The 18,443-nt window shown below is 71.0% G+C and carries 19 protein-coding genes; 9 read left to right on the top strand and 10 right to left on the bottom strand.

The features are described from left to right. Nucleotides 1–83: 83 nt before the first annotated feature. The 3 genes from secG to ABD714_RS14110 all read left to right on the top strand — a co-directional run bounded on the left by secG (nt 84) and on the right by ABD714_RS14110 (nt 1,868). Nucleotides 84–329 carry a preprotein translocase subunit SecG gene (gene secG / locus ABD714_RS14120; protein ID WP_344813570.1) on the top strand — a complete coding sequence of 82 codons (246 nt, stop codon included), beginning with the start codon at nt 84–86 and terminating at the stop codon, nt 327–329. Nucleotides 330–420: 91 nt separating this feature from the next. Further along, nucleotides 421–777, top strand: a complete 357-nt coding sequence (locus ABD714_RS14115; protein WP_344813020.1) for an RNA polymerase-binding protein RbpA — start codon at nt 421–423, stop codon at nt 775–777. A gap of 131 nt (nt 778–908) precedes the next feature. Continuing rightward, on the top strand, nt 909–1,868 hold the full coding sequence (locus ABD714_RS14110) for a hypothetical protein (RefSeq protein ID WP_344813019.1): 960 nt from the start codon (nt 909–911) through the stop codon (nt 1,866–1,868). A 35-nt stretch (nt 1,869–1,903) separates the two neighbouring features. On the opposite strand, the gene pgl is transcribed toward ABD714_RS14110, so the two are convergent. From pgl to tkt, 5 genes are all read right to left on the bottom strand, one after another. After that, on the bottom strand, nt 1,904–2,644 hold the full coding sequence (gene pgl / locus ABD714_RS14105) for a 6-phosphogluconolactonase (protein ID WP_344813018.1): 741 nt from the start codon (nt 2,642–2,644) through the stop codon (nt 1,904–1,906). Nucleotides 2,645–2,647: 3 nt separating this feature from the next. Next, nucleotides 2,648–3,820, bottom strand: a complete 1,173-nt coding sequence (locus tag ABD714_RS14100) for a glucose-6-phosphate dehydrogenase assembly protein OpcA (protein ID WP_344813017.1) — start codon at nt 3,818–3,820, stop codon at nt 2,648–2,650. Then, nucleotides 3,817–5,301 carry a glucose-6-phosphate dehydrogenase gene (gene zwf, locus ABD714_RS14095; RefSeq protein ID WP_344813569.1) on the bottom strand — a complete coding sequence of 495 codons (1,485 nt, stop codon included), beginning with the start codon at nt 5,299–5,301 and terminating at the stop codon, nt 3,817–3,819. Before zwf ends, ABD714_RS14100 begins: the two co-directional genes overlap by 4 nt. Before the next feature lie 56 nt (nt 5,302–5,357). After that, nucleotides 5,358–6,476, bottom strand: a complete 1,119-nt coding sequence (gene tal / locus ABD714_RS14090) for a transaldolase (protein WP_344813016.1) — start codon at nt 6,474–6,476, stop codon at nt 5,358–5,360. Between the two features lie 71 nt (nt 6,477–6,547). After that, complete coding sequence (gene tkt, locus ABD714_RS14085; RefSeq protein WP_344813015.1) at nt 6,548–8,752, bottom strand: transketolase; 2,205 nt, start codon at nt 8,750–8,752, stop codon at nt 6,548–6,550. A 248-nt stretch (nt 8,753–9,000) separates the two neighbouring features. On the opposite strand from tkt, the gene ABD714_RS14080 reads away from it, so the two are divergent. Next, a complete protein-coding gene (locus ABD714_RS14080) occupies nt 9,001–9,972 on the top strand; it encodes a heme o synthase (RefSeq protein ID WP_425562399.1) in 972 nt (323 codons plus the stop codon). Nucleotides 9,973–9,981: 9 nt separating this feature from the next. Further along, nucleotides 9,982–10,497, top strand: coding sequence for a 2'-5' RNA ligase family protein (locus ABD714_RS14075; protein ID WP_344813014.1), 516 nt, complete (start codon nt 9,982–9,984; stop codon nt 10,495–10,497). On the opposite strand, the gene ABD714_RS14070 is transcribed toward ABD714_RS14075, so the two are convergent. The 5 genes from ABD714_RS14070 to ABD714_RS14050 are packed head-to-tail and all read right to left on the bottom strand — an operon-like array spanning nt 10,494 to nt 14,314. Then, the gene (locus ABD714_RS14070; RefSeq protein ID WP_344813013.1) at nt 10,494–11,483 is read right to left on the bottom strand and encodes a COX15/CtaA family protein; all 990 of its coding nucleotides are present in this window, start codon (nt 11,481–11,483) and stop codon (nt 10,494–10,496) included. The two genes, ABD714_RS14075 and ABD714_RS14070, sit on opposite strands and share 4 nt — an antisense overlap. Continuing rightward, nucleotides 11,480–12,253 (bottom strand): ABC transporter permease, encoded by a 774-nt coding sequence (locus ABD714_RS14065; RefSeq protein ID WP_344813012.1) that lies wholly within the window; start codon nt 12,251–12,253, stop codon nt 11,480–11,482. The genes ABD714_RS14070 and ABD714_RS14065 overlap by 4 nt, the downstream gene beginning before the upstream one ends. Continuing rightward, nucleotides 12,250–12,966, bottom strand: coding sequence for an ABC transporter ATP-binding protein (locus ABD714_RS14060; protein ID WP_344813011.1), 717 nt, complete (start codon nt 12,964–12,966; stop codon nt 12,250–12,252). Before ABD714_RS14060 ends, ABD714_RS14065 begins: the two co-directional genes overlap by 4 nt. Nucleotides 12,967–12,985: 19 nt before the next feature. After that, complete coding sequence (locus ABD714_RS14055) at nt 12,986–14,071, bottom strand: ATP-dependent DNA ligase (protein WP_344813010.1); 1,086 nt, start codon at nt 14,069–14,071, stop codon at nt 12,986–12,988. Nucleotides 14,072–14,116: 45 nt separating this feature from the next. Continuing rightward, nucleotides 14,117–14,314 (bottom strand): hypothetical protein, encoded by a 198-nt coding sequence (locus tag ABD714_RS14050; protein WP_344813009.1) that lies wholly within the window; start codon nt 14,312–14,314, stop codon nt 14,117–14,119. Between the two features lie 263 nt (nt 14,315–14,577). Between ABD714_RS14050 and ABD714_RS14045 the strand changes: the two genes are divergently transcribed. From ABD714_RS14045 to ABD714_RS14030, 4 genes are read left to right on the top strand one after another with little or no spacing between them, the layout of a single operon-like run. After that, nucleotides 14,578–15,309 carry a helix-turn-helix transcriptional regulator gene (locus ABD714_RS14045; protein WP_425562405.1) on the top strand — a complete coding sequence of 244 codons (732 nt, stop codon included), beginning with the start codon at nt 14,578–14,580 and terminating at the stop codon, nt 15,307–15,309. A gap of 1 nt (nt 15,310) precedes the next feature. Then, nucleotides 15,311–16,801, top strand: coding sequence for a Fe-S cluster assembly protein SufB (sufB, locus tag ABD714_RS14040; RefSeq protein WP_344813007.1), 1,491 nt, complete (start codon nt 15,311–15,313; stop codon nt 16,799–16,801). A 43-nt stretch (nt 16,802–16,844) separates the two neighbouring features. Continuing rightward, nucleotides 16,845–18,101: a Fe-S cluster assembly protein SufD gene (gene sufD / locus ABD714_RS14035; RefSeq protein ID WP_344813006.1), complete on the top strand. Its 1,257-nt coding sequence runs from the start codon at nt 16,845–16,847 to the stop codon at nt 18,099–18,101. Then, entirely contained in the window at nt 18,098–18,442 is a 345-nt protein-coding gene (locus tag ABD714_RS14030; RefSeq protein WP_344813005.1) for a non-heme iron oxygenase ferredoxin subunit, read from the top strand. The genes sufD and ABD714_RS14030 overlap by 4 nt, the downstream gene beginning before the upstream one ends. Nucleotide 18,443 lies beyond the last annotated feature (1 nt).

Below are 18,443 nucleotides of genomic sequence, written 5' to 3'. Positions count from 1 at the left end.
CCGGTGGGGCCCGTCCGCGGGTTCTTCCGGACCGCACTCGGTGAGTTAGGCTAGCCCGCGTGATTTCGGGACCAATCGTGATGATGACCACACCGATCTTGATCTTCTCGATCGTGTTGGTCCTCACCAGCGTCGTCCTGTCCCTGTTCGTGCTCATGCACAAGGGACGGGGCGGCGGCATGTCTGACCTGTTCGGCGGCGGCATGTCGACGTCGATGGGCGGCGCCTCCGTCGCGGAGAAGAACCTCGACCGGCTGACGATCATCGTGTCGGTCATCTGGCTGGCGTGCATCGTCGCGCTCGGCCTGCTCTACAAGCTCGGCGCCTGAGGCGCGAGCGGACGCGAGTCCGTGAGATGGATCCGGACGCGAGTCCGAGCGTGTGATCCCATAAGGGTGACGTGACGAGGAAGGACGCAGGGTGACTGGTGGAAGTGCCATCCGCGGCAGCCGGGTAGGTGCCGGCCCCATGGGGGAGGCCGAACGGGGCGACGCCGCTCCTCGGCTGTATGTCTCCTACTACTGTGCGCACGGCCACGAGACCCGGCCCGCGTTCGCCGCGGACGCCCAGGTCCCGGAGACCTGGGACTGCCCTCGGTGCGGCCTGCCGTCCAACCTGGACTCCACGAACCCCCCGCCGCCGCCGAAGATCGAGCCGTACAAGACGCACCTCGCGTACGTGAAGGAGCGCCGCTCCGACGCGGAGGCGGCCGACATCCTGAAGGAAGCGCTCCAGGCGCTCCGTGACCGGCGTGCGGCCGGCGAGGTCATCTACTGATCCACTGAGTGGGGATTCGTCACCGACGACGGTGACGAATCCCCATCCACAGGGCCGGACCGCCGTCGAGCGGTGTCCACAGTTCTGCGCGCACCCCGGTCGAATCGGGCTGACGTCCTCAGTGTGAAGACATGCACCGTCGCATCGACCCACCCCCGGAGCTCCTGGCCCTGGCCGCCGCGCAGAGCGGTGTCATCAGTGGCGACCAAGCCGTGCAGCTCGGCTTCCCGCTGCGCGGTGTCGACCGCCTGGTGGCTCAGCAGCACTGGCGGCGCCTGACCCCCGGCGTCTTCTCGTTGGGTCCGGCTGCCCCTGGCTGGCACGGCCTCGCCTGGGCCGGCATCCTGCTCGGCGGCGACCGGGCTCGGCTCGGTTTCGCGGCCGCCGGGCACCTCTGGGGGCTGATCGAGGAGGCGCCGCGCCCGCTGACCGTCCTCGTCCCGACGAGTCGGCGGGTCTCGCGGGGTGCCGACTGGCTGATCCGGCGCGAGCGGGACACCACACGTGATCGCCGCAGTCCGGGGTCGCCACCCCGCACCACCATCGAGGACACCGTGGTCGACCTCTGCCGGGAGATCGAGGCCACCAGGGTGCTTGACCTGGTGACCCGGGCCGTGCAGGGCCGGTCGACGACAGCTCGGCGGTTGCTCGCCTGCGTCGAGCGGCGGGAGCGGGTCAGCCACCGCCGTCTGCTGCGCGACGTCCTCGGCGACGTGGCCGTAGGCGCCCAGTCGGCCCTCGAGCTGCGCTACCTGCGAGACGTCGAGCGCGCCCACGGCCTGCCGACGGCCACGCGCCAGGCACGAGCACGCCGAGGCGGTGCCTATCGCGACGCCCGCTACGACGAGTACGCCACGATCGTCGAGCTCGACGGTGGGATCCACGGCCGAGCACGGGAGCGGCTGCGGGACTCGCGTCGCGACAACGCCGCCCTGCTCGACGGCGAGGTCACGCTGAGGTACGGGTGGGCCGACGTCACCGAGCGGTCGTGCCTGGTCGCCCGGGAGGTGGCCGCCGTGCTCATCGCGCGCGGCTGGAACGGTCTGCCGACACGGTGTCCACGGTGCCGAGCGGATCTGTGGTCGTGGTGACGTCACGAACGCCGATCACCTGGTCCGGCGAGCCGTCAGAGAACGCCGCGCGAGACCAGGTTCGGCGGCAGGTCCGCGGCGGCGTCGCGGTCCAGCAGCCAGAGAGTCCGCTCCCGCCCGTGGGCGCCGGCGGCGGGGACCTGCAGCGGGCCGGCGCCGGAGAGCGCCAGTCGGGCTGCGGCGGCCTTGTCCGCGCCGGTCACGCAGAACCACACCTCGGCGGCCGAGTTGATCACCTCGAGCGTCAACGACGTACGCTCCGGCGGCGGCTTCGGGGACGCACGGACCGGGATGACCCTCCCGTCGGCGTAGGAGGACGGGTGCTCGGGGAACAACGAGGCGACGTGGCCGTCCGGTCCCATCCCCAGCAGGCAGATGTCCAGGGCCGTGTGTCCCAGCTCGGCCTCGTAGGCCTCGGCCGCCCCGTCGAGGTCCAGCCCGTCGCCGGAGGCCGGCATCGGGTGCACGCGCGTGAGGTCGAGGGGCAACGTGGACAGGGCCGACAGCGCCTGCCGGGCGTTGCGGTCGTCGTCATCGGCGGGCACGAACCGCTCGTCGCCCCACCAGAGCCCGATCCGGCTCCAGTCCACGGCCGAGCTGCGGCCCTCCTGGCCCATCCGCTGGTAGGCCTGGGTGGCGATCCGGCCGCCGGTCAGGGCGATCTCGGGGATGCGGGGCTCACGCTGGATCTCCAGCAGGCGCGACATCAGCCGCGCGGCCAGCGCCTCCGCGACCGCATCGGCACTGCTGTGGACGAGGACCTCGGCGGCAACCACGGCTCAGTCCCCCCCGGTTCCGGCGGTCTTCGTGGCCGCCCGCTTCCGCGCCGGCGCCTTCGTCGCCGGCACCGACTTCCGGGCCGGTGTCGACTTCTTCGCCGGTGCGGCCTTGGCGGCTGGGGTCTTCTTGGCGGCCGGGGTGTTCTTGGTGGCCGTCTTCGTCGCCGCCTTGGTGGCCGAGCGCCCCGGCAGGGTCTCGGTCGCTACCGCGCGGGTGCTGGCCGCCTTCTTCGCCGATGGGCGGGCTGCCGCGGTGCGGGCGGGGGATGCCCCGTCCTGGTAACGCTGAAGTGCCAGCAGCGCGTGAGCGTAGACGTCGTCGTCGTCCATCCGCCGGAGCTCCTCGGTGATGAGGTCCGTGGTGTCCCGACGCTTCAGGGCGACCAGGCGCTCGGGCTGACCCGGCACCGTGTACGAGGCCAGCAGACCGTCGGAGCGGGTGATAGCGATGTCACCGGCCGCCGTGGCCATCCGCACCGCCGTCATGCCCGGTCCGGCGGTGATCTTCCGCGTGACCTTCACCTTCAGACAGGACTGCAGCCAGGCCGCGAGCAGGTCGGCCGACGGGCTGTTCCGCTCCGCCTCGACCGTCGCCCCGAGGATCTTGGCCGGGTACTGGTCGAGGGCGGCGGCCAGCAGCGCCCGCCAGCGGGTCAGCCGCGTCCAGGACAGGTCGGTGTCCCCGGGTTGGTAGTCCCGGGCCCGCGCCCGGAGCTCGGCCAGGGGCCGCTTCGCGGCCGCGGCGTCGGTGACGCGGCGGACCGACAGCGAAGCGAGCTCGTCGTTGACCCCCTGAGCCGGCGCCTTGCCCGGCCACCAGATGACGACGGGGGAGTCCGGGAGCAGCAACGGCCGGACCACCGACGCCGGGTGTGAGGCCAGCGGTCCGCGCATCCGCAGCACCACGACCTCCCCGGGCGTCCCCTCGCCGATCCGGAGCTCGGCGTCCAGGCTGGCCGTGCGACCGGTGGCCGTCACGATGAGCAGGATCCGGGCGGGGTGCTCCCGGCCGGACTCCATCGCCGCCTGGAGGGCCGACTCGTACTCCTTCTCCTCGCAGACCACGAGCAGGGTCAGCACCATGCCCATCGTCGGGCTGCCGGCGTTCCGCCGGGCCCGCAGCAGGGCGGCGGAGATCTTGGCGGTGGTGGTCTCAGGCAGAGCGATGATCATGGACGCCTCCAGACGTGGCCGTCGCGGGCGAGCATCTCGTTGGCGCAGGTGGGCCCCCAGCCGCCGGGCTCGTAGTCCTCCGGCGGGGTGTCCAGACTCGCCCAGTAGTCCAGGATCGGGTCCAGGATCTGCCAGGACAGCTCGACCTCCTCGTGCTGCGGGAAGAGCGGCGGGTCACCGAGCAGCACGTCCAGGATCAACCGCTCGTACGCCTCCGGGGAGGACTCGGTGAACGAGCCGCCGTACGCGAAGTCCATGTTCACCTCGCGGATCTCCATCTGGGTCCCGGGCACCTTGGCCCCGAACCGCAGCGTCACGCCCTCGTCGGGCTGGATCCGCAGGACCAGGGCGTTGTAGCCGAGCTCCTCGGTGTCGGTGGCCGTGAACGGCAGGTGCGGCGCGCGCTTGAAACCGAGCGCGATCTCGGTCACCCGTCGGGCCAGCCGCTTGCCGGTCCGCAGGTAGAACGGCACGCCGGCCCAACGCCGGTTGTCGATGTCGACCCGGATGGCGGCGTACGTCTCGGTCGTGGTGCTGGCCGGGATCCCCTTCTCCTCCAGGTAACCGGCCACCTTGGCCCCGCCCTGCCAGCCACCGCGGTAGCGACCGCGGGCCGTGTGCAGGTCCATCCGCTCCGGCGGTCGGGCCGCCGCGAGCACCTTCTGCTTCTCCGCCCGGAGCTGAGCCGCCTCGAACGAGGTGGGTTCCTCCATGGCGGTCAGCGCCAGCAGCTGGAGCAGGTGGTTCTGGATCACGTCGCGCGCGATGCCGATGCCGTCGAAGTAGCCGGCGCGGCCGCCGATGCCGATGTCCTCGGCCATCGTGATCTGCACGTGGTCGACGTAGTTGTTGTTCCAGACCGGCTCGAACAGCTGGTTGGCGAAGCGCAGCGCCAGCAGGTTCTGGACGGTCTCCTTGCCCAGGTAGTGGTCGATCCGGAACACCGAGGACGACGGGAAGACGCTCGAGACGACCCGGTTGAGCTCGCGGGCGCTGGCCAGGTCATGACCGAACGGCTTCTCGATCACCACCCGGCTCCACTGTCCGGACTGCTGCTCGGCCAGACCGTGCTCACGGAGCTGGTCGACCACGGTCTGGAACAGTCCCGGCGGGATGGAGAGGTAGAACGCGTGGTTGCCGCCGGTGCCGCGGGCCTCGTCCAGCTCGGAGATGGTGTCCCGCAACCGACGGACGGAGTCGTCGTCGCCGATCTCACCGGGCACGAACCGGATCCCCTCGGAGAGCTGCTTCCAGACCTCCTCCCGGAACGGCGTGCGGGCATGCTGGCGGACCGCGTCGTGCACGATCTTGGCGAAGTCCTGGTGCTCCCACTCCCGGCGGGCGAACCCGACGAGGGCGAAGCCGGGCGGCAGCAGACCGCGGTTGGCCAGGTCGTAGACCGCCGGCATCAGCTTCTTGGTCGACAGGTCACCGGTGACGCCGAAGATCACCAGCACACAGGGCCCGGCGATCCGCGGCATCCGGCGGTCGAGTGGGTCACGCAGCGGGTTGGCCCCACGCGCGGCGAGCGGAGTTGTCACTCCTTGCCCGCCCCCTTCTCGTCGAGCGCGGTCTTGACCGTCTCCACCAGCTCGGCCCAGGACTTGTCGAACTTGTCGACGCCTTCCTCCTCCAGCACCTCGGTGACCTCGTCGTAGGAGATGCCGAGAGCCTCCAGCGCGGCCATGGTCTCGCGGGCCTCGTCGGCCCGCCCGGTGACCTGGTCGCCCTTCACCTCGCCGTGGTCGGCGAAGGCCTGCAGCGTCTTCTCCGGCATGGTGTTGACCGTGCCGGGCACGACCAGCTCGGTGACGTAGAGCGTGTCGGGCAGGTTCGGGTCCTTGACCCCGGTCGAGGCCCACAGCGGCCGCTGCTTGTGGGCGCCCTGAGCGGCCAGCGCCTCCCAGCGCTCGCCGGCGAACGTCTTCTCGAACAGCTCGTACGCCAGCCGGGCGTTCGCGATGGCGGCCTTGCTCTTCAGCGCCGTGGCCTCGTCGGTCCCGATGGCGTCGAGCCGCTTGTCGTACTCGGTGTCGACCCGGGAGACGAAGAACGAGGCCACCGAGTGGATCGTGCTCAGGTCATGGCCCTTGGCGGCGGCCTGCTCCAGTCCGGAGAGGTAGGCGTCGATGACGGCCTCGTAGCGGCCGAGGGAGAAGATCAGCGTCACGTTGACGCTGATCGCCTCGCCGATCACCTTGGTGATGGCGGGGATCCCGGCCAGGGTGGCCGGGATCTTGATCAGCAGATTGGGCCGGTCGACGATCTTCCACAGGTCCTTCGCCTGGGCCTCGGTGGCGTCGCTGTCGCGGGCCAGACCCGGCTCGACCTCGATGGACACCCGCCCGTCCACCCCGTCGGTCGCGGCGGCGGTGGCCGCGAGCACGTCGCAGGCGTCCCGCACGTCGTCGGTGGTGAGGGCCTTGATGGCGTCCTCGACCGTGCTGCCCCGGGCGGCCAGCTCGGCGGTCTGCCCGTCGTAGGCGTCGCCCTTGGAGAGCGCGGAGGCGAAGATCGTGGGGTTGGTGGTGACCCCGACGACCGACGACTCCGCGACCAGCTCGGCCAGGTTGTCGGTCCGCAACCGCTCCCGGGAGAGGTCGTCCAGCCAGATGGATACGCCCGCGTCCGCGAGGGCCTTCAGTCGTTCACTCATCGTCGTTCCTCGATTCGTCTCGTCCTGGCCGGCTGCGGGCCCCCGGCGGAGGCGGGCAGTGGTGCGGAGGGTCAGTTCTCGCCTTCGGAGGCCTCGCCCGCGTCGGCGGGGCCGACCGGGCCGCTGGCGGCCTCCTCGACCGTGGTGGTCGTGGCTGCGGTGGTCTCGGTGGCGGCGGCCAGGCTCTCCCGGGCGGCTGCGGCCACCGTCTCGGGGGTGAACCCGAACTCGGTGAACAGCACGCCCGCGGCGGCGCTGGCGCCGTAGTGGTTGAGGGACACGATCCGGCCGGCGTCGCCGACGATGTCGCGCCAACCCAGGCCGATGCCGGCCTCGACGCTGACCCGTGCCGTGACCGACGGCGGGAAGACCGAGTCCCGGTAGGCCTGGTCCTGCTCGTCGAACCACTCCCGGCACGGCATCGAGACCACCCGGGCCGCCACGCCGTCGGCGGCGAGCAGCTCGGCGGCGGCGACCGCGAGCTGCACCTCCGAGCCGGTGCCGACCAGGATCACGTCCGGGGTCGTCTCGCTGTCCTTGAGCACGTACGCGCCCTTGGCCACCCCGGAGACGTCGGCGAAGCCGTCGGTGCCGCGGGGGACGGTGGGCACGTTCTGCCGGGTCAGGATGAGACCCGCGGGCCGGTCGTTGTGCTCCAGGATCGTGGCCCAGGCCTCGGCGGTCTCGTTGCCGTCGGCGGGCCGGACCACGTCCAGCCCGGGGATGGCCCGCAGGGCGGCGACGTGCTCGATCGGCTGGTGGGTCGGACCGTCCTCGCCGACACCGATGGAGTCGTGGGTCCACACGTAGGTGACCGGGGTGCGCATCAGCGCCGACAGCCGGACCGCTCCGCGCATGTAGTCGGAGAAGACCAGGAACGTGCCGCCGTACGGGCGGGTGCCGCCGTGCACGGCGATGCCGTTCATGATCGAGCCCATGGCGTGCTCGCGGATGCCGAAGTGGAGGGTCCGGCCGTACGGGTTGCCGGGGAACTTCTTGGACTGCCGGTCGGTGGGCAGGAAGCTCGGCTCGCCCTCCATGGTCGTGTTGTTGGAGCCGGCCAGGTCGGCCGAGCCGCCCCAGAGCTCGGGCAGGGGAGCGGCCAGCGCGGCCAGGACCTTCCCGGAGGCGGCCCGGGTGGCGACACCCTTCGGATCGGCCTCGAACACCGGCAGCGCGTCCCGCCAGCCGGCCGGCAGCTCACGCCTGGTCAGCCGGTCGTGCAGCGCCTTGCCCTCGGGGTTGGCGGCCGCCCAGGCGTCGTAGGAGGTCTGCCACTCGGCGCGCGCCGCCTGACCGCGCTCGACCAGACCGCGGGTGTGGGCCAGCACCTCGTCGGAGACCTCGAAGGTCTGCGCCGGGTCGAAGCCGAGCAGCTCCTTGGTGGCGGCGATCTCGTCGTCGCCCAGCGCGGAGCCGTGCGAGCCGCCGGTGCCCTGCGCCTTGGGGGTCGGCCAGGCGATGATCGTCTTCAGCTCGATGAAGCTCGGCCGGTCGGTGACCTCCTCGGCCGCCGCCACGGCGGCGCTGAGGGCGGCGACGTCCTCGACGTAGGAGGTGTCCCCCTGGGTCCAGTCCACGGTCTGGACGTGCCAGCCGTACGCCGCGTACCGGGCGGCGGTGTCCTCGCTGAGGGCGATGTTGGTGTCGTCCTCGATGGAGATCCGGTTGCTGTCGTAGATCAGCGTCAGGTTGCCCAGCCGCTGGGTGCCGGCCAGCGACGACGCCTCGCCGGAGACGCCTTCCTGGATGTCGCCGTCGGAGCAGAGCGCGTAGATGTGGTGGTCGAACGGCGACTCACCCGGGGCGGCGTCAGGATCGAGCAGACCCCGCTCCCGCCGGGCCGCCATCGCCATGCCCACGGCGTTGGCCACGCCCTGCCCGAGCGGACCGGTGGTGATCTCCACCCCGTCGGTGTGGCCGTACTCGGGGTGGCCCGGGGTCAGCGAGCCCCAGGTGCGCAGCGCCTTCAGGTCGTCGAGCTCGAGGCCGAAACCGCCCAGGTAGAGCTGGATGTACTGGGTCAGCGAGGAGTGTCCACAGGACAGGACGAACCGGTCCCGGCCGGGCCAGTGCGGCTCCGACGGGTCGTGCCGCATCACCTTCTGGTAGAGCAGGTAGGCCACCGGGGCCAGGCTGATCGCCGTCCCGGGGTGCCCGTTGCCCACCTTCTGCACCGCGTCGGCGGCGAGCAGCCGGACGGTGTCGATGGCTTGCACATCGAGATCGGTCCAACCCTCCGGCAGGACGGGTGCGGTGGCCTGGCGAGAATTCACGAGGATGATCCTTCCGATGGCGGGCACGCGGATCCGACTCTGGCTGCGCGTACGCGAAGGCATGTTCACCGAGAGCCTATCGAGCCGGCCGCCGGGGCTTCACCCGCCCGTCGACGTCGGACGCCCGACCGGTGGCGGGTGTCACCACCGGTGGACGTGAGAATCTGGCGATCCCGCCCTAGACTCACCCAGGACCATCGGACCACCCCCGGACCGGCGGCTTCGCGGAGACGAGAGAGACTTCCCTGGTGACGAGCATCGACGTGTCCGGGACGGCGTCGGCTGACGACACCGTGACCACCGAGCCCGTCGCCGTGCGGGGGGTCGTGACGGCCCGTTGGCGAGACGTGGTCTCGGCCTACGTCGGATTGACCAAACCGCGCATCATCGAGCTGCTCCTGGTCACCACCGTGCCGGTGATGTTCCTGGCCGCTGGCGGGGTCCCGCCGCTGCTCCTGGTGCTGTCCACGCTGGTGGGTGGCTGCCTGGCCGCTGCCAGCGCGAACGTCTTCAACTGCGTCCTGGACCGCGACATCGACGAGCAGATGCGGCGTACGCGTCGTCGTCCGCTGCCCCGCCACGCGGTGTCACCGGCCGCCGCGACCGCCTTCGGTTTCGTGCTCGGACTCGCGGCGACGCTCTGGCTCGGCTACTTCGTCAACTGGATGTCGGCGCTGCTCGCGCTGACCGCGAACGTGTTCTACGTCTTCGTCTACACGATGATCTTGAAGCGGCGGACCTCGCAGAACATCGTCTGGGGAGGCATCGCCGGCTGCTTCCCGCCCCTGATCGGCTGGACGGCGGTGACCGGCTCGATCGCCCTGGCGCCGTTCATCCTGTTCGCCGTGGTGTTCTTCTGGACCCCGCCCCACACCTGGGCGCTGGCGCTGCGCTACCGCGAGGACTACGCCGGCGCCGGGGTGCCGATGCTGCCGGTGGTCAAGGAGGCGCCCGAGGTCGCGCGGCAGATCCTGGTTTACTCCGTGCTCACCGTGGCCGTGTCCCTGGCGCTGTGGCCGATCGCCCCGACCGGCTGGCTCTACCCCCTGGTCGCCGCCGTCGCCGGCGCCGCCCTGATCTGGGAGTCGGTCGGTCTGCTGCGGCGGGCGAACGCCGGGCTCCGGGATGCCGCGCTCAAGCCGATGCGTCTGTTCCACTGGTCGAACTCCTACCTGGCGCTGCTGTTCGTGGCCGCGGCCGTCGACCCGCTGCTGTTCTGAGGCCCACGGGTGGCCCAGTCGGTCGAGCTGCTGCTGGACGGCGACACCGACGCCTCGGTCCGGGCGCAGTGGTTGCGCCTGCACGAGGCCGGGCTGCCCAGCGAGCACCGACCGGGACACACCGGGTCGCACCGGCCCCACGTCACCTTGTTCGCTGGCGCGTCGGTGCCCGAACCGGAGTCGGAGCTGACTGCCCTGCTGGCCGCGGCGCCCGGGTTGCCGGTGGTGGTCGGCTCGGTGCTGCTGTTCGGCCCGCGCCGAGGCCAGTTCGTGGTCGTCCGTCAGCTGGTGCCGAGCGTGGCGCTGCTGAGGCTGCAGGAGGCGGTGGCGTCCTGGTGCGGCGCGCTCCGCGGCGGTCAGTTCGGACCCGGCCACTGGACGGCGCACCTGACCCTGGCCAGGCGGGCCCGCGCAGAGGACCTGCCCGCTATGCTGGCGCTGTTGCCCGCGGAGACCGAGACCGCGACAGTCGCCGGCGTCCGCCGTTGGGACGGCAGCGCCAAGCGGGACTGGCGTCTGATCTAGCGGTCGCCTTGTCTCCCGCTCGCCTGGTCTGAGGGTCGCCTGGTCTGACGGTCGACGGACCCGGCGGCCGCTGTGTCCAGCGGCTGCAGGGGCCGGGCGGCGGGGGAGACGGCGCGCACCGAGAAGCGCAGGTTGGCCACGGCGGCGATGCTGAGGGCGGCGCCGAGCAGGTGCAGCCCGACCAGACCGATGGGCAGACCCAGGTGGTACTGGCTGAGCCCGATCGCCGCCTGGATCACCTCGACGCCCAGCAGCAGCCAGACCGCCCGGCTGCGGGCCAGCCAGAGGGCGACCACCGTGCCGGCGATGGCGGCGTAGACGGCGTAGGCGTGGACGTGGGCGATCAGCACGATGTCCCACCCCGTCCGGCGGGCGTCCAGGTCACCGGCGTGCGGGCCGGAGCCGGTGGTCATCGTGCCCAGCCAGACCGCCACCCACATGGCCAGGAAGGTGAACGTGACCACGCCCGCAGTCAGCGGGCGCACAGGTCGGCGATCCCACCGGAAGGCGGCGCGGACCAGCCAGACCGACAAGGTGATCAGGACCATCGACAGCAGGAAGTGCAGCGCCACGACGAACGGGTTGAGCTGGGTCAGCACCGTGATGCCGCCGATGATGCCTTGCGCCGGGATCCCCAGGGCCATGGCGGTGGCGACCCGGCGGGACCCCCGCCGCGGACGCAGACTGGTCCGCATCGCGGTCACCCAGGTGAGGACGGCGATGACGATCAGCACGAAGGTGAGCAGCCGGTTGCCGAACTCGATGGCGCCGTGCAGCCCGAGCTCGGGATGGGCGATGTAGGCGTCGTCGGTGCAGCGCGGCCAGGTCGGGCAGCCCAGACCGGAGGCGGTCAGCCGGACCACGCCCCCGGTGACCACGATGAGGATGTTGGCCACCAGCGAGGCGATGGCCCAGCGGCGCAGCGCGGTCTCCCCGGTCACCAGGCGCAGCACGCCCGTCGCGGGCGAGCGGGGCGGTGCGGTCATGAGGTCCATCGGAATCCCTTCCAGGCGGCGAGGAGTCCGAGTCCGCACCAGATGAGCAGCGACAGCAGCGGCCACAGGGGCGTGTCGCCCACGCCGTACGCCCGCAGCCCCTCGCCGAGGGCGGCCGTGGGCAGCAGGGCGACGACGGAGGACAGGACACCGGGGTAGCGGTCGAGCGGCAGCACCAGGGCACCGCCGGCGAGCAGCAGCACGTAGATGACGTTGGCCAGGGCCAGGGTGGCCTCGGCGCGCAACCGGCCGGCGAGCGCCAGCGCGAGGCCGCTGAAGGCGATCCCGGCCAGGATGACGGCGACCACGGCGAGCAGCAGACCGAGGGGAGCGACGGTCGGCCGCCAGCCCAGGGCCGACGCGACCAGCCCGATGACCACGAGCTGGGCCAGTACGACCGCGGCGGTGGCCAGGGCCTTGCCGGTCAGCAGCCCGGTCCGCCCCAACGGCGTGCAAGCCAGCCGCTCCAGCACGCCGTACCGACGCTCGAAGCCGGTGCTGATGGCCACCGAGGTGAAGGCCGACGACCAGACGGCCAGGGCCAGCACCGACGGGGCCAGCACGGTGAGATCGCCGAAGGAGCCGCCGACGATCCGGCCCAGCACGAGCAGGCCGACCGGGATGACCAGGGCCAGCAGCAGCTGCTCGCCGTTGCGGACCAGCAGGGTCGCCTCCGTCCGGGCCTGACGCAGCACCCGGCGTGCTGGTGGGGCGGCTCCGGGCGCGGGGGTGAGGTCGAGCGCGACCGCGGGGGCGGTCATCGGGTCGCCCCGTGGGTGTGGGCGAGGAAGACGTCCTCGAGGCTCTGGTCACCGCTGGTCAGCGCGGAGACGGTGCCGGACACGCTCACGCGGCCGGCGTCGACGATGTAGACGTGGTCGGCCAGCGCCTGGGCCTCGTCCATCGCGTGGGTGGTCAGCACGATGGCCACGCCGGCCGCACGGAGCTCGTCGAGCAGCGACCAGGTGGCGCGTCGGGCGTGCGGGTCCATCCCGGCTGTCGGCTCGTCCAGGAACACCAGCTCCGGCCGACCGATCAGGGCACCGGCCAGGTTGACGGCCTGCTGCTGGCCCCCCGAGAGCCGGCGGTACGGCGTGCGGGCGAAGGCGTCGATGCCGCAGCGGCGGACCAGGGCGTCGACGTCGTGGGGGCGGGCGTACAGCCCGGCGAGGTGCTCCAGCAGCTCGACCGCACGGATCCCGGACCAGGCGCCGGTGCTCTGCGGCATCAGACCCACCCGGGCGGCGACCTCGGCGCTGCCGGCCGGTCGCCCGAGCACGGTCACGGCGCCCGCGTCTGGGGACAGCAGGCCGGTGCAGCAGCGGATCAGGGTGGTCTTGCCCGCCCCGTTCGGACCGAGCACCGCGGTGAGCCGACCCGGGGCCGCGGACAGCGACAGCCCGTCGAGCACGGCGCGACCGCCGAGCGTCACCGACAGGCGGTCGACCACCAGGGCGGCAACGGGAGCGGTCACCCGGCGAGTCTAGTGAGTCTCAGAGTGCCGGTTTCTCGTCCGGCCCAGTGGCGAGGATGTCGGCCAGGTCGAACTTCACCGGCTCCTCCAGCTGCTCGTACGTGCACGAGGCCGGCTCGCGGTCGGGCCGCCAGCGGTTGAACTGGGCGGTGTGCCGGAATCGGACGCCCTCCATGTGCTCGTAGCGGACCTCGACCACCAGGTCCGGTCGCAGCGGCACGAAGGACAGGTCCTTGCCGTTGTTCCAGCGGCTGCCGGCGGAGTTCTGCGGGGTCCGGTTGCCTTCCTCCTGCTTCGCCCAGGCCCAGGGGTGGTCGTCGAACGTGGTCACCATCGGCTGCAGCTCGGTGAAGAGCTCTTTGCGCCGAGCGGCGGGGAAGGCGCCGATCACCCCGACCGACACCAGCACCCCGGCGTCGTCGTACAGGCCGAGGAGCAGCGAACCGATGCTGTCCGGCCCGCTCTTGTGCACCCGGTAGCCGGCGACGACGCAGTCGGCGGTGCGGGTGTGCTTGATCTTGAACATGGTCCGCTTGTCGGGCAGGTAGTTGCCGGCGAGCGGCTTGGCCACGACCCCGTCCAGGCCGGCGCCCTCGAACTGCTCGAACCAGTCCTGGGCCACTGCGGGATCTCGGGTGATCGGGGTGAGGTGAATCGGTGCCTGTGCGGCGCTGAGGGCCTGCTCGAGCGCGGCGCGACGTTCCGCGAACGGGCGTTTGGTGTAGTCGATGTCGTCCACGGCGAGCAGGTCGAAGGCGATGAAGGTGGCCGGGGTCTGCTCCGCCAGGAGCTTGATCCGGCTGGCCGCCGGGTGGATGCGTTGCTGCAGCACCTCGAACTCCAGCCGATCGCCCTGGACGACCACGATCTCGCCGTCGACCACGCACTTCTCCGGCAGGTTCGCCTTGACCGCCTCGACGATCTCCGGGAAGTAGCGGGTCATCGGCTTCTCGTTGCGGGAACCGATCTCGACCTCGTCGCCATCACGGAACACGATGGACCTGAAGCCGTCCCACTTCGGCTCGAACGCCAGATCGCCGGTCGGGATCTGGGGCACGGACTTGGCCAGCATCGGCTTGACCGGCGGCATGACGGGCAGCTGCATGGCCTCATTGTGCTCGGCCGAGCCGACAGTCGAACCTCGGACAGATCAGGACGAGGTCAGGGCCTGCAGCGTTTCGAGCACGTCCCGCTCCAGAGCGCGCATCGACTGCACCTCCCCGGCGGCGATCCAGCGTACGAAGGCGGTCCGGAACACCGAGACCGCCAGGTGGGCGGTGAGCCCGAGCTGGACGCGGTACGCGAGAATCCGAGGTGCCAGCGACAGCGCCTGCAGGAGATCGTGCAAGCTTTCCAGGACGACCTGACCGACGCCGACCGACGCCGGAGGGCGAGCGCGGACGACTGGCTCCAGGACGACCCGGCCTGCCCAGATGAGCGGTGAGGCGCTGCTGTTCGAGGTGCCGACGTCGCCGCCACCGGCGGTGTGGTCGGGCCGTCGAACGTGAGCCGGACCACTAAGGATGGCCTTCCTTGAATGGTTCCAGGTAATAAGAGCACACTGGTGTTGTGAAAACCGCCCAGAACGTCTCCGACGTGCCTGGGACGACGCTGCCCGCAGGACCGGCGGCCCTCGACGGGCGGGAGTCCGACGAGTCGACCCGTGAGCGGGTGGCTCGGTCCATCCTGGAGCACGGCCCCTCCACCGCGGTCGCCTTGGCCGAGCGGCTCGGGCTGACTCCGGCGGCGATCCGTCGACACCTCGACGTGCTGGTCGAGCGCGGTCACCTGGTCGCCCGCGAGCAGCGCACCTACGGCGCTCGCGGACGCGGCCGACCGGCGAAGGTGTTCGCCCTGACCGACGCGGGCCGGAACGGCTTCTACGCCGCGTACGACGATCTCGCCGTCCAGCTGCTGGAGTTCCTGTCCGCTCAGTCCGGGGACGAAGCGGTGGAGAAGTTCGCCGCCAGCCGGGTCGCGGCCATGGAGTCGCGCTACGCCCCGCTGCTCAGCGACGTCCCCGAGGGCAGCAGCAGCGCTCAGGTGCTGGCCGACGCCCTGACCGGTGACGGGTTCGTGGCCTCGATCCGGCCGTCCGTGGCGGGGGAGCAGCTCTGTCAGCACCACTGCCCGGTCGCGCACGTGGCCGAGCGTTTCCCCCAGCTGTGCGAGGCCGAGACCGAGGCCTTCGCCCGGTTGATCGGCGGCCCCGTCCAGCGCCTGGCCACCATCGCCCACGGCGACGGTGTCTGCACGACGCACATCCCGCACGTCAGCACCAACCCACAGCGCCGGTCCGACCCCCTCGCCGCCGGCACCGAGCAGACCAGCGAAAGGCCTTGATATGACCCAGATCATCGACCCGACCCCGACGCAGGATGCCCCCTCATCAGCGCCGACCTCGGCGACCGGCTTCGTCGGCACCGGCGAGACCCAGGACCAGCACCTGGATGCGCTCGGTCGCTACCAGTGGGGTTGGTCGGACTCCGACGTCGCGGGTGAGACCGCCACGCGTGGCCTGACCCCGGAGGTCGTGGCCAACATCTCGGCCCTGAAGAGCGAGCCGCAGTGGATGCTCGACCTGCGGATGAAGGGCCACAAGCTCTTCGGTCGCAAGCCGATGCCCACCTGGGGTGCCGAGCTCGACGGGATCGACTTCGACAACATCAAGTACTTCGTCCGGTCGACCGAGAAGCAGGCGACCAGCTGGGACGACCTGCCGGCCGACATCAAGAACACCTACGACAAGCTGGGCATCCCGGAGGCCGAGAAGGCCCGGTTGGTGTCCGGTGTCGCAGCCCAGTACGAGTCCGAGGTGGTCTACCACAAGATCAACGAGGAGCTGGAGAAGCAGGGGGTCATCTTCCTCGACACCGATACGGCGCTCAAGGAGCACCCGGAGCTCTTCGCCGAGTACTTCGGCACCGTCATCCCGGTGGGCGACAACAAGTTCGCCGCACTGAACACGGCCGTCTGGTCGGGCGGCTCGTTCATCTACGTGCCGAAGGGCGTGCACGTGGAGATCCCGCTGCAGGCCTACTTCCGGATCAACACCGAGAACATGGGCCAGTTCGAGCGCACCCTGATCATCGTCGACGAGGGCGCGTACGTGCACTACGTCGAGGGCTGCACGGCGCCGATCTACTCCTCGGACTCGCTGCACAGCGCCGTGGTGGAGATCATCGTCAAGAAGGGCGCGCGCTGCCGCTACACCACCATCCAGAACTGGTCGAACAACGTCTACAACCTGGTGACCAAGCGCGCGACCTGCGAGGAGGGCGCCACCATGGAGTGGATCGACGGCAACATCGGCTCCAAGGTCACCATGAAGTACCCGGCCGTCTACCTGATGGGCGAGCACGCCCGCGGCGAGACGCTGTCGATCGCCTTCGCGGGTGAGGGCCAGCACCAGGACGCCGGCTCGAAGATGGTGCACTGCGCGCCGCACACGTCGAGCTCGATCATCTCGAAGTCGGTGGCCCGCGGCGGTGGCCGCACCTCCTACCGCGGCCTGGTGCAGGTGCTCGAAGGCGCCTCGCACTCCAAGTCGGTGGTGAAGTGCGACGCGCTGCTGGTCGACCAGATCAGCCGCTCCGACACCTACCCGTACGTGGACGTCCGGGAGGACGACGTGTCGATGGCGCACGAGGCGACCGTCTCGAAGGTGAGCGACGACCAGCTCTTCTACCTGATGAGCCGCGGCCTGGGCGAGGACGAGGCGATGGCCATGATCGTCCGGGGCTTCGTGGAGCCCATCGCCAAGGAGCTCCCGATGGAGTACGCGCTGGAGCTGAACCGGCTGATCGAGCTGCAGATGGAGGGCGCGGTCGGCTGACCGCAGCTCCGGAATCCGCACTGCCAGAAAGTGAACTGAACGCATGACTGTTGTAGATGAGGCTGCCCCCAGCCCCCTGAGCTCGGCGCCCAACGTGGCCGGTGCGGTCGAGACCACCGACACGGTGGCCAGCCACCTGCACCCGGCCGGCTCCTGGGCCGTCGAGGACCATCCGGTCCCCAACGGGCTGGAGGAGGTGTGGCGTTTCACGCCGCTCAAGCGGCTCCGGAAGCTGCACGCCGATGCCCCGCTGGGCACCGGGTCGGTCACGGTGGACTCCAGTGCCCACGACGACCTGTCGATCCGTACGGTGTCGGGCGCGGAGCTCGCCGACTGGCGGGGTCTGTCCGGCTACGTGCCGATCGACCGCACGAGTGCGCGCGTCTTCGCCGAGACCGACACCAGCCTCGTCGTCGAGGTGCCGGCCGAGGTCCAGGCGATCAAGCCGATCGTGATCACCCTGCACGGCAACGGGATCGACGCGGCCGGGTCCGGCGTGGCCGAGGGCGGTCACCTGGTGATCAAGCTGGGTCGGTTCGCCAGGGCCACCGTGCTGCTGGTGCACGACGGCTCGGCGACGTACGGCCAGGTCGTGGAGATCGTGCTGGAGGACGGCGCCGAGGCGACCGTCACCACCATCCAGAACTGGGCCGATGACACGGTCCACCTGGCCCAGCACGCCGCGAAGATCGGACGGGACGCCACCCTCAAGCACGTGGCGGTCACCTTCGGTGGCGACGTCGTCCGGATCAACGCGGGTGTGGAGTACGCCGCCCCCGGCGGCACCGCCGAGATGCTCGGTCTCTACTTCGTCGACGCCGGTCAGCACCTCGAGCACCGGCTGTTCGTCGACCACAACCAGCCGAGGACCCGGTCCAACGTGGACTACCGCGGGGCTCTGCAGGGCAAGGGTGCGCACTCGGTCTGGATCGGCGACGTGCTGATCCGCAAGGTGGCCGAGGGCATCGAGACGTACGAGTCGAACAAGAACCTGGTCCTCACCGACGGCTGTCGGGCCGACTCGGTTCCGAACCTGGAGATCGAGACCGGCGAGATCGCCGGCGCCGGTCACGCCTCGACCACGGGGCGGTTCGACGACGAGCAGCTGTTCTACCTGCGCAGCCGCGGCATCGACGAGGCGGAGGCCCGCCGGCTGGTCGTGCACGGGTTCTTCGCCGACATCATCCGCCGGATCGGCGTGCCCTCGATCGAGGAGACGCTGCTGACCGCCCTGGAGGCCGAGCTCGCGATCACGGTCGGTGCGCCGGCCGGGGCCGCCGTCGACGGTGGGACGGCATGACGCTGATCCGTGCGTGCGCGGTCGCCGACCTCGCCCCCGAGTCCGCCGTGGCGGTCGAGGTGGACGGTGTCGACGTGGCCGTCGTGCGCTCCGGCGACCGCTTCTACGCGATAGCCGACGAGTGCAGCCACGCCGCCATCCCCCTGTCCGAGGGCGATGTGGGCGACGGCGAGATCGAGTGCTACCTGCACGGCTCGCGCTTCGACCTCGGCACCGGCCGCCCCCTCGGTCTGCCCGCCACCGAAGCGGTGGCGGTCTACCGCTGCCGCGTGGTCGACGACGAGATCCTCGTCGACCTCACCGCCTCCCCTGACCTCACCACCGCACCACAGGAGTCCTGAA

The sequence above is a fragment of the Microlunatus aurantiacus genome (assembly GCF_039536605.1).
In the GTDB taxonomy this organism is placed as follows: domain Bacteria; phylum Actinomycetota; class Actinomycetes; order Propionibacteriales; family Propionibacteriaceae; genus Microlunatus; species Microlunatus aurantiacus.
The sequence above is the reverse complement of the archived record's forward strand: the minus strand, read 5'-3'. Positions and strand labels throughout refer to the sequence as shown.

Coding starts and splice junctions, on each gene's coding strand:
- secG (WP_344813570.1), top strand. CDS start 84: ATGACCACACCGATCTTGATCTTCTCGATCGTGTTGGTCCTCACCAGC.
- ABD714_RS14110 (WP_344813019.1), top strand. CDS start 909: ATGCACCGTCGCATCGACCCACCCCCGGAGCTCCTGGCCCTGGCCGCC.
- ABD714_RS14100 (WP_344813017.1), bottom strand. CDS start 3,820: ATGATCATCGCTCTGCCTGAGACCACCACCGCCAAGATCTCCGCCGCC.
- zwf (WP_344813569.1), bottom strand. CDS start 5,301: ATGCCGCGGATCGCCGGGCCCTGTGTGCTGGTGATCTTCGGCGTCACC.
- tal (WP_344813016.1), bottom strand. CDS start 6,476: ATGAGTGAACGACTGAAGGCCCTCGCGGACGCGGGCGTATCCATCTGG.
- ABD714_RS14070 (WP_344813013.1), bottom strand. CDS start 11,483: ATGACCGCACCGCCCCGCTCGCCCGCGACGGGCGTGCTGCGCCTGGTG.
- ABD714_RS14065 (WP_344813012.1), bottom strand. CDS start 12,253: ATGACCGCCCCCGCGGTCGCGCTCGACCTCACCCCCGCGCCCGGAGCC.
- ABD714_RS14055 (WP_344813010.1), bottom strand. CDS start 14,071: ATGCAGCTGCCCGTCATGCCGCCGGTCAAGCCGATGCTGGCCAAGTCC.
- sufB (WP_344813007.1), top strand. CDS start 15,311: ATGACCCAGATCATCGACCCGACCCCGACGCAGGATGCCCCCTCATCA.
- sufD (WP_344813006.1), top strand. CDS start 16,845: ATGACTGTTGTAGATGAGGCTGCCCCCAGCCCCCTGAGCTCGGCGCCC.
- ABD714_RS14030 (WP_344813005.1), top strand. CDS start 18,098: ATGACGCTGATCCGTGCGTGCGCGGTCGCCGACCTCGCCCCCGAGTCC.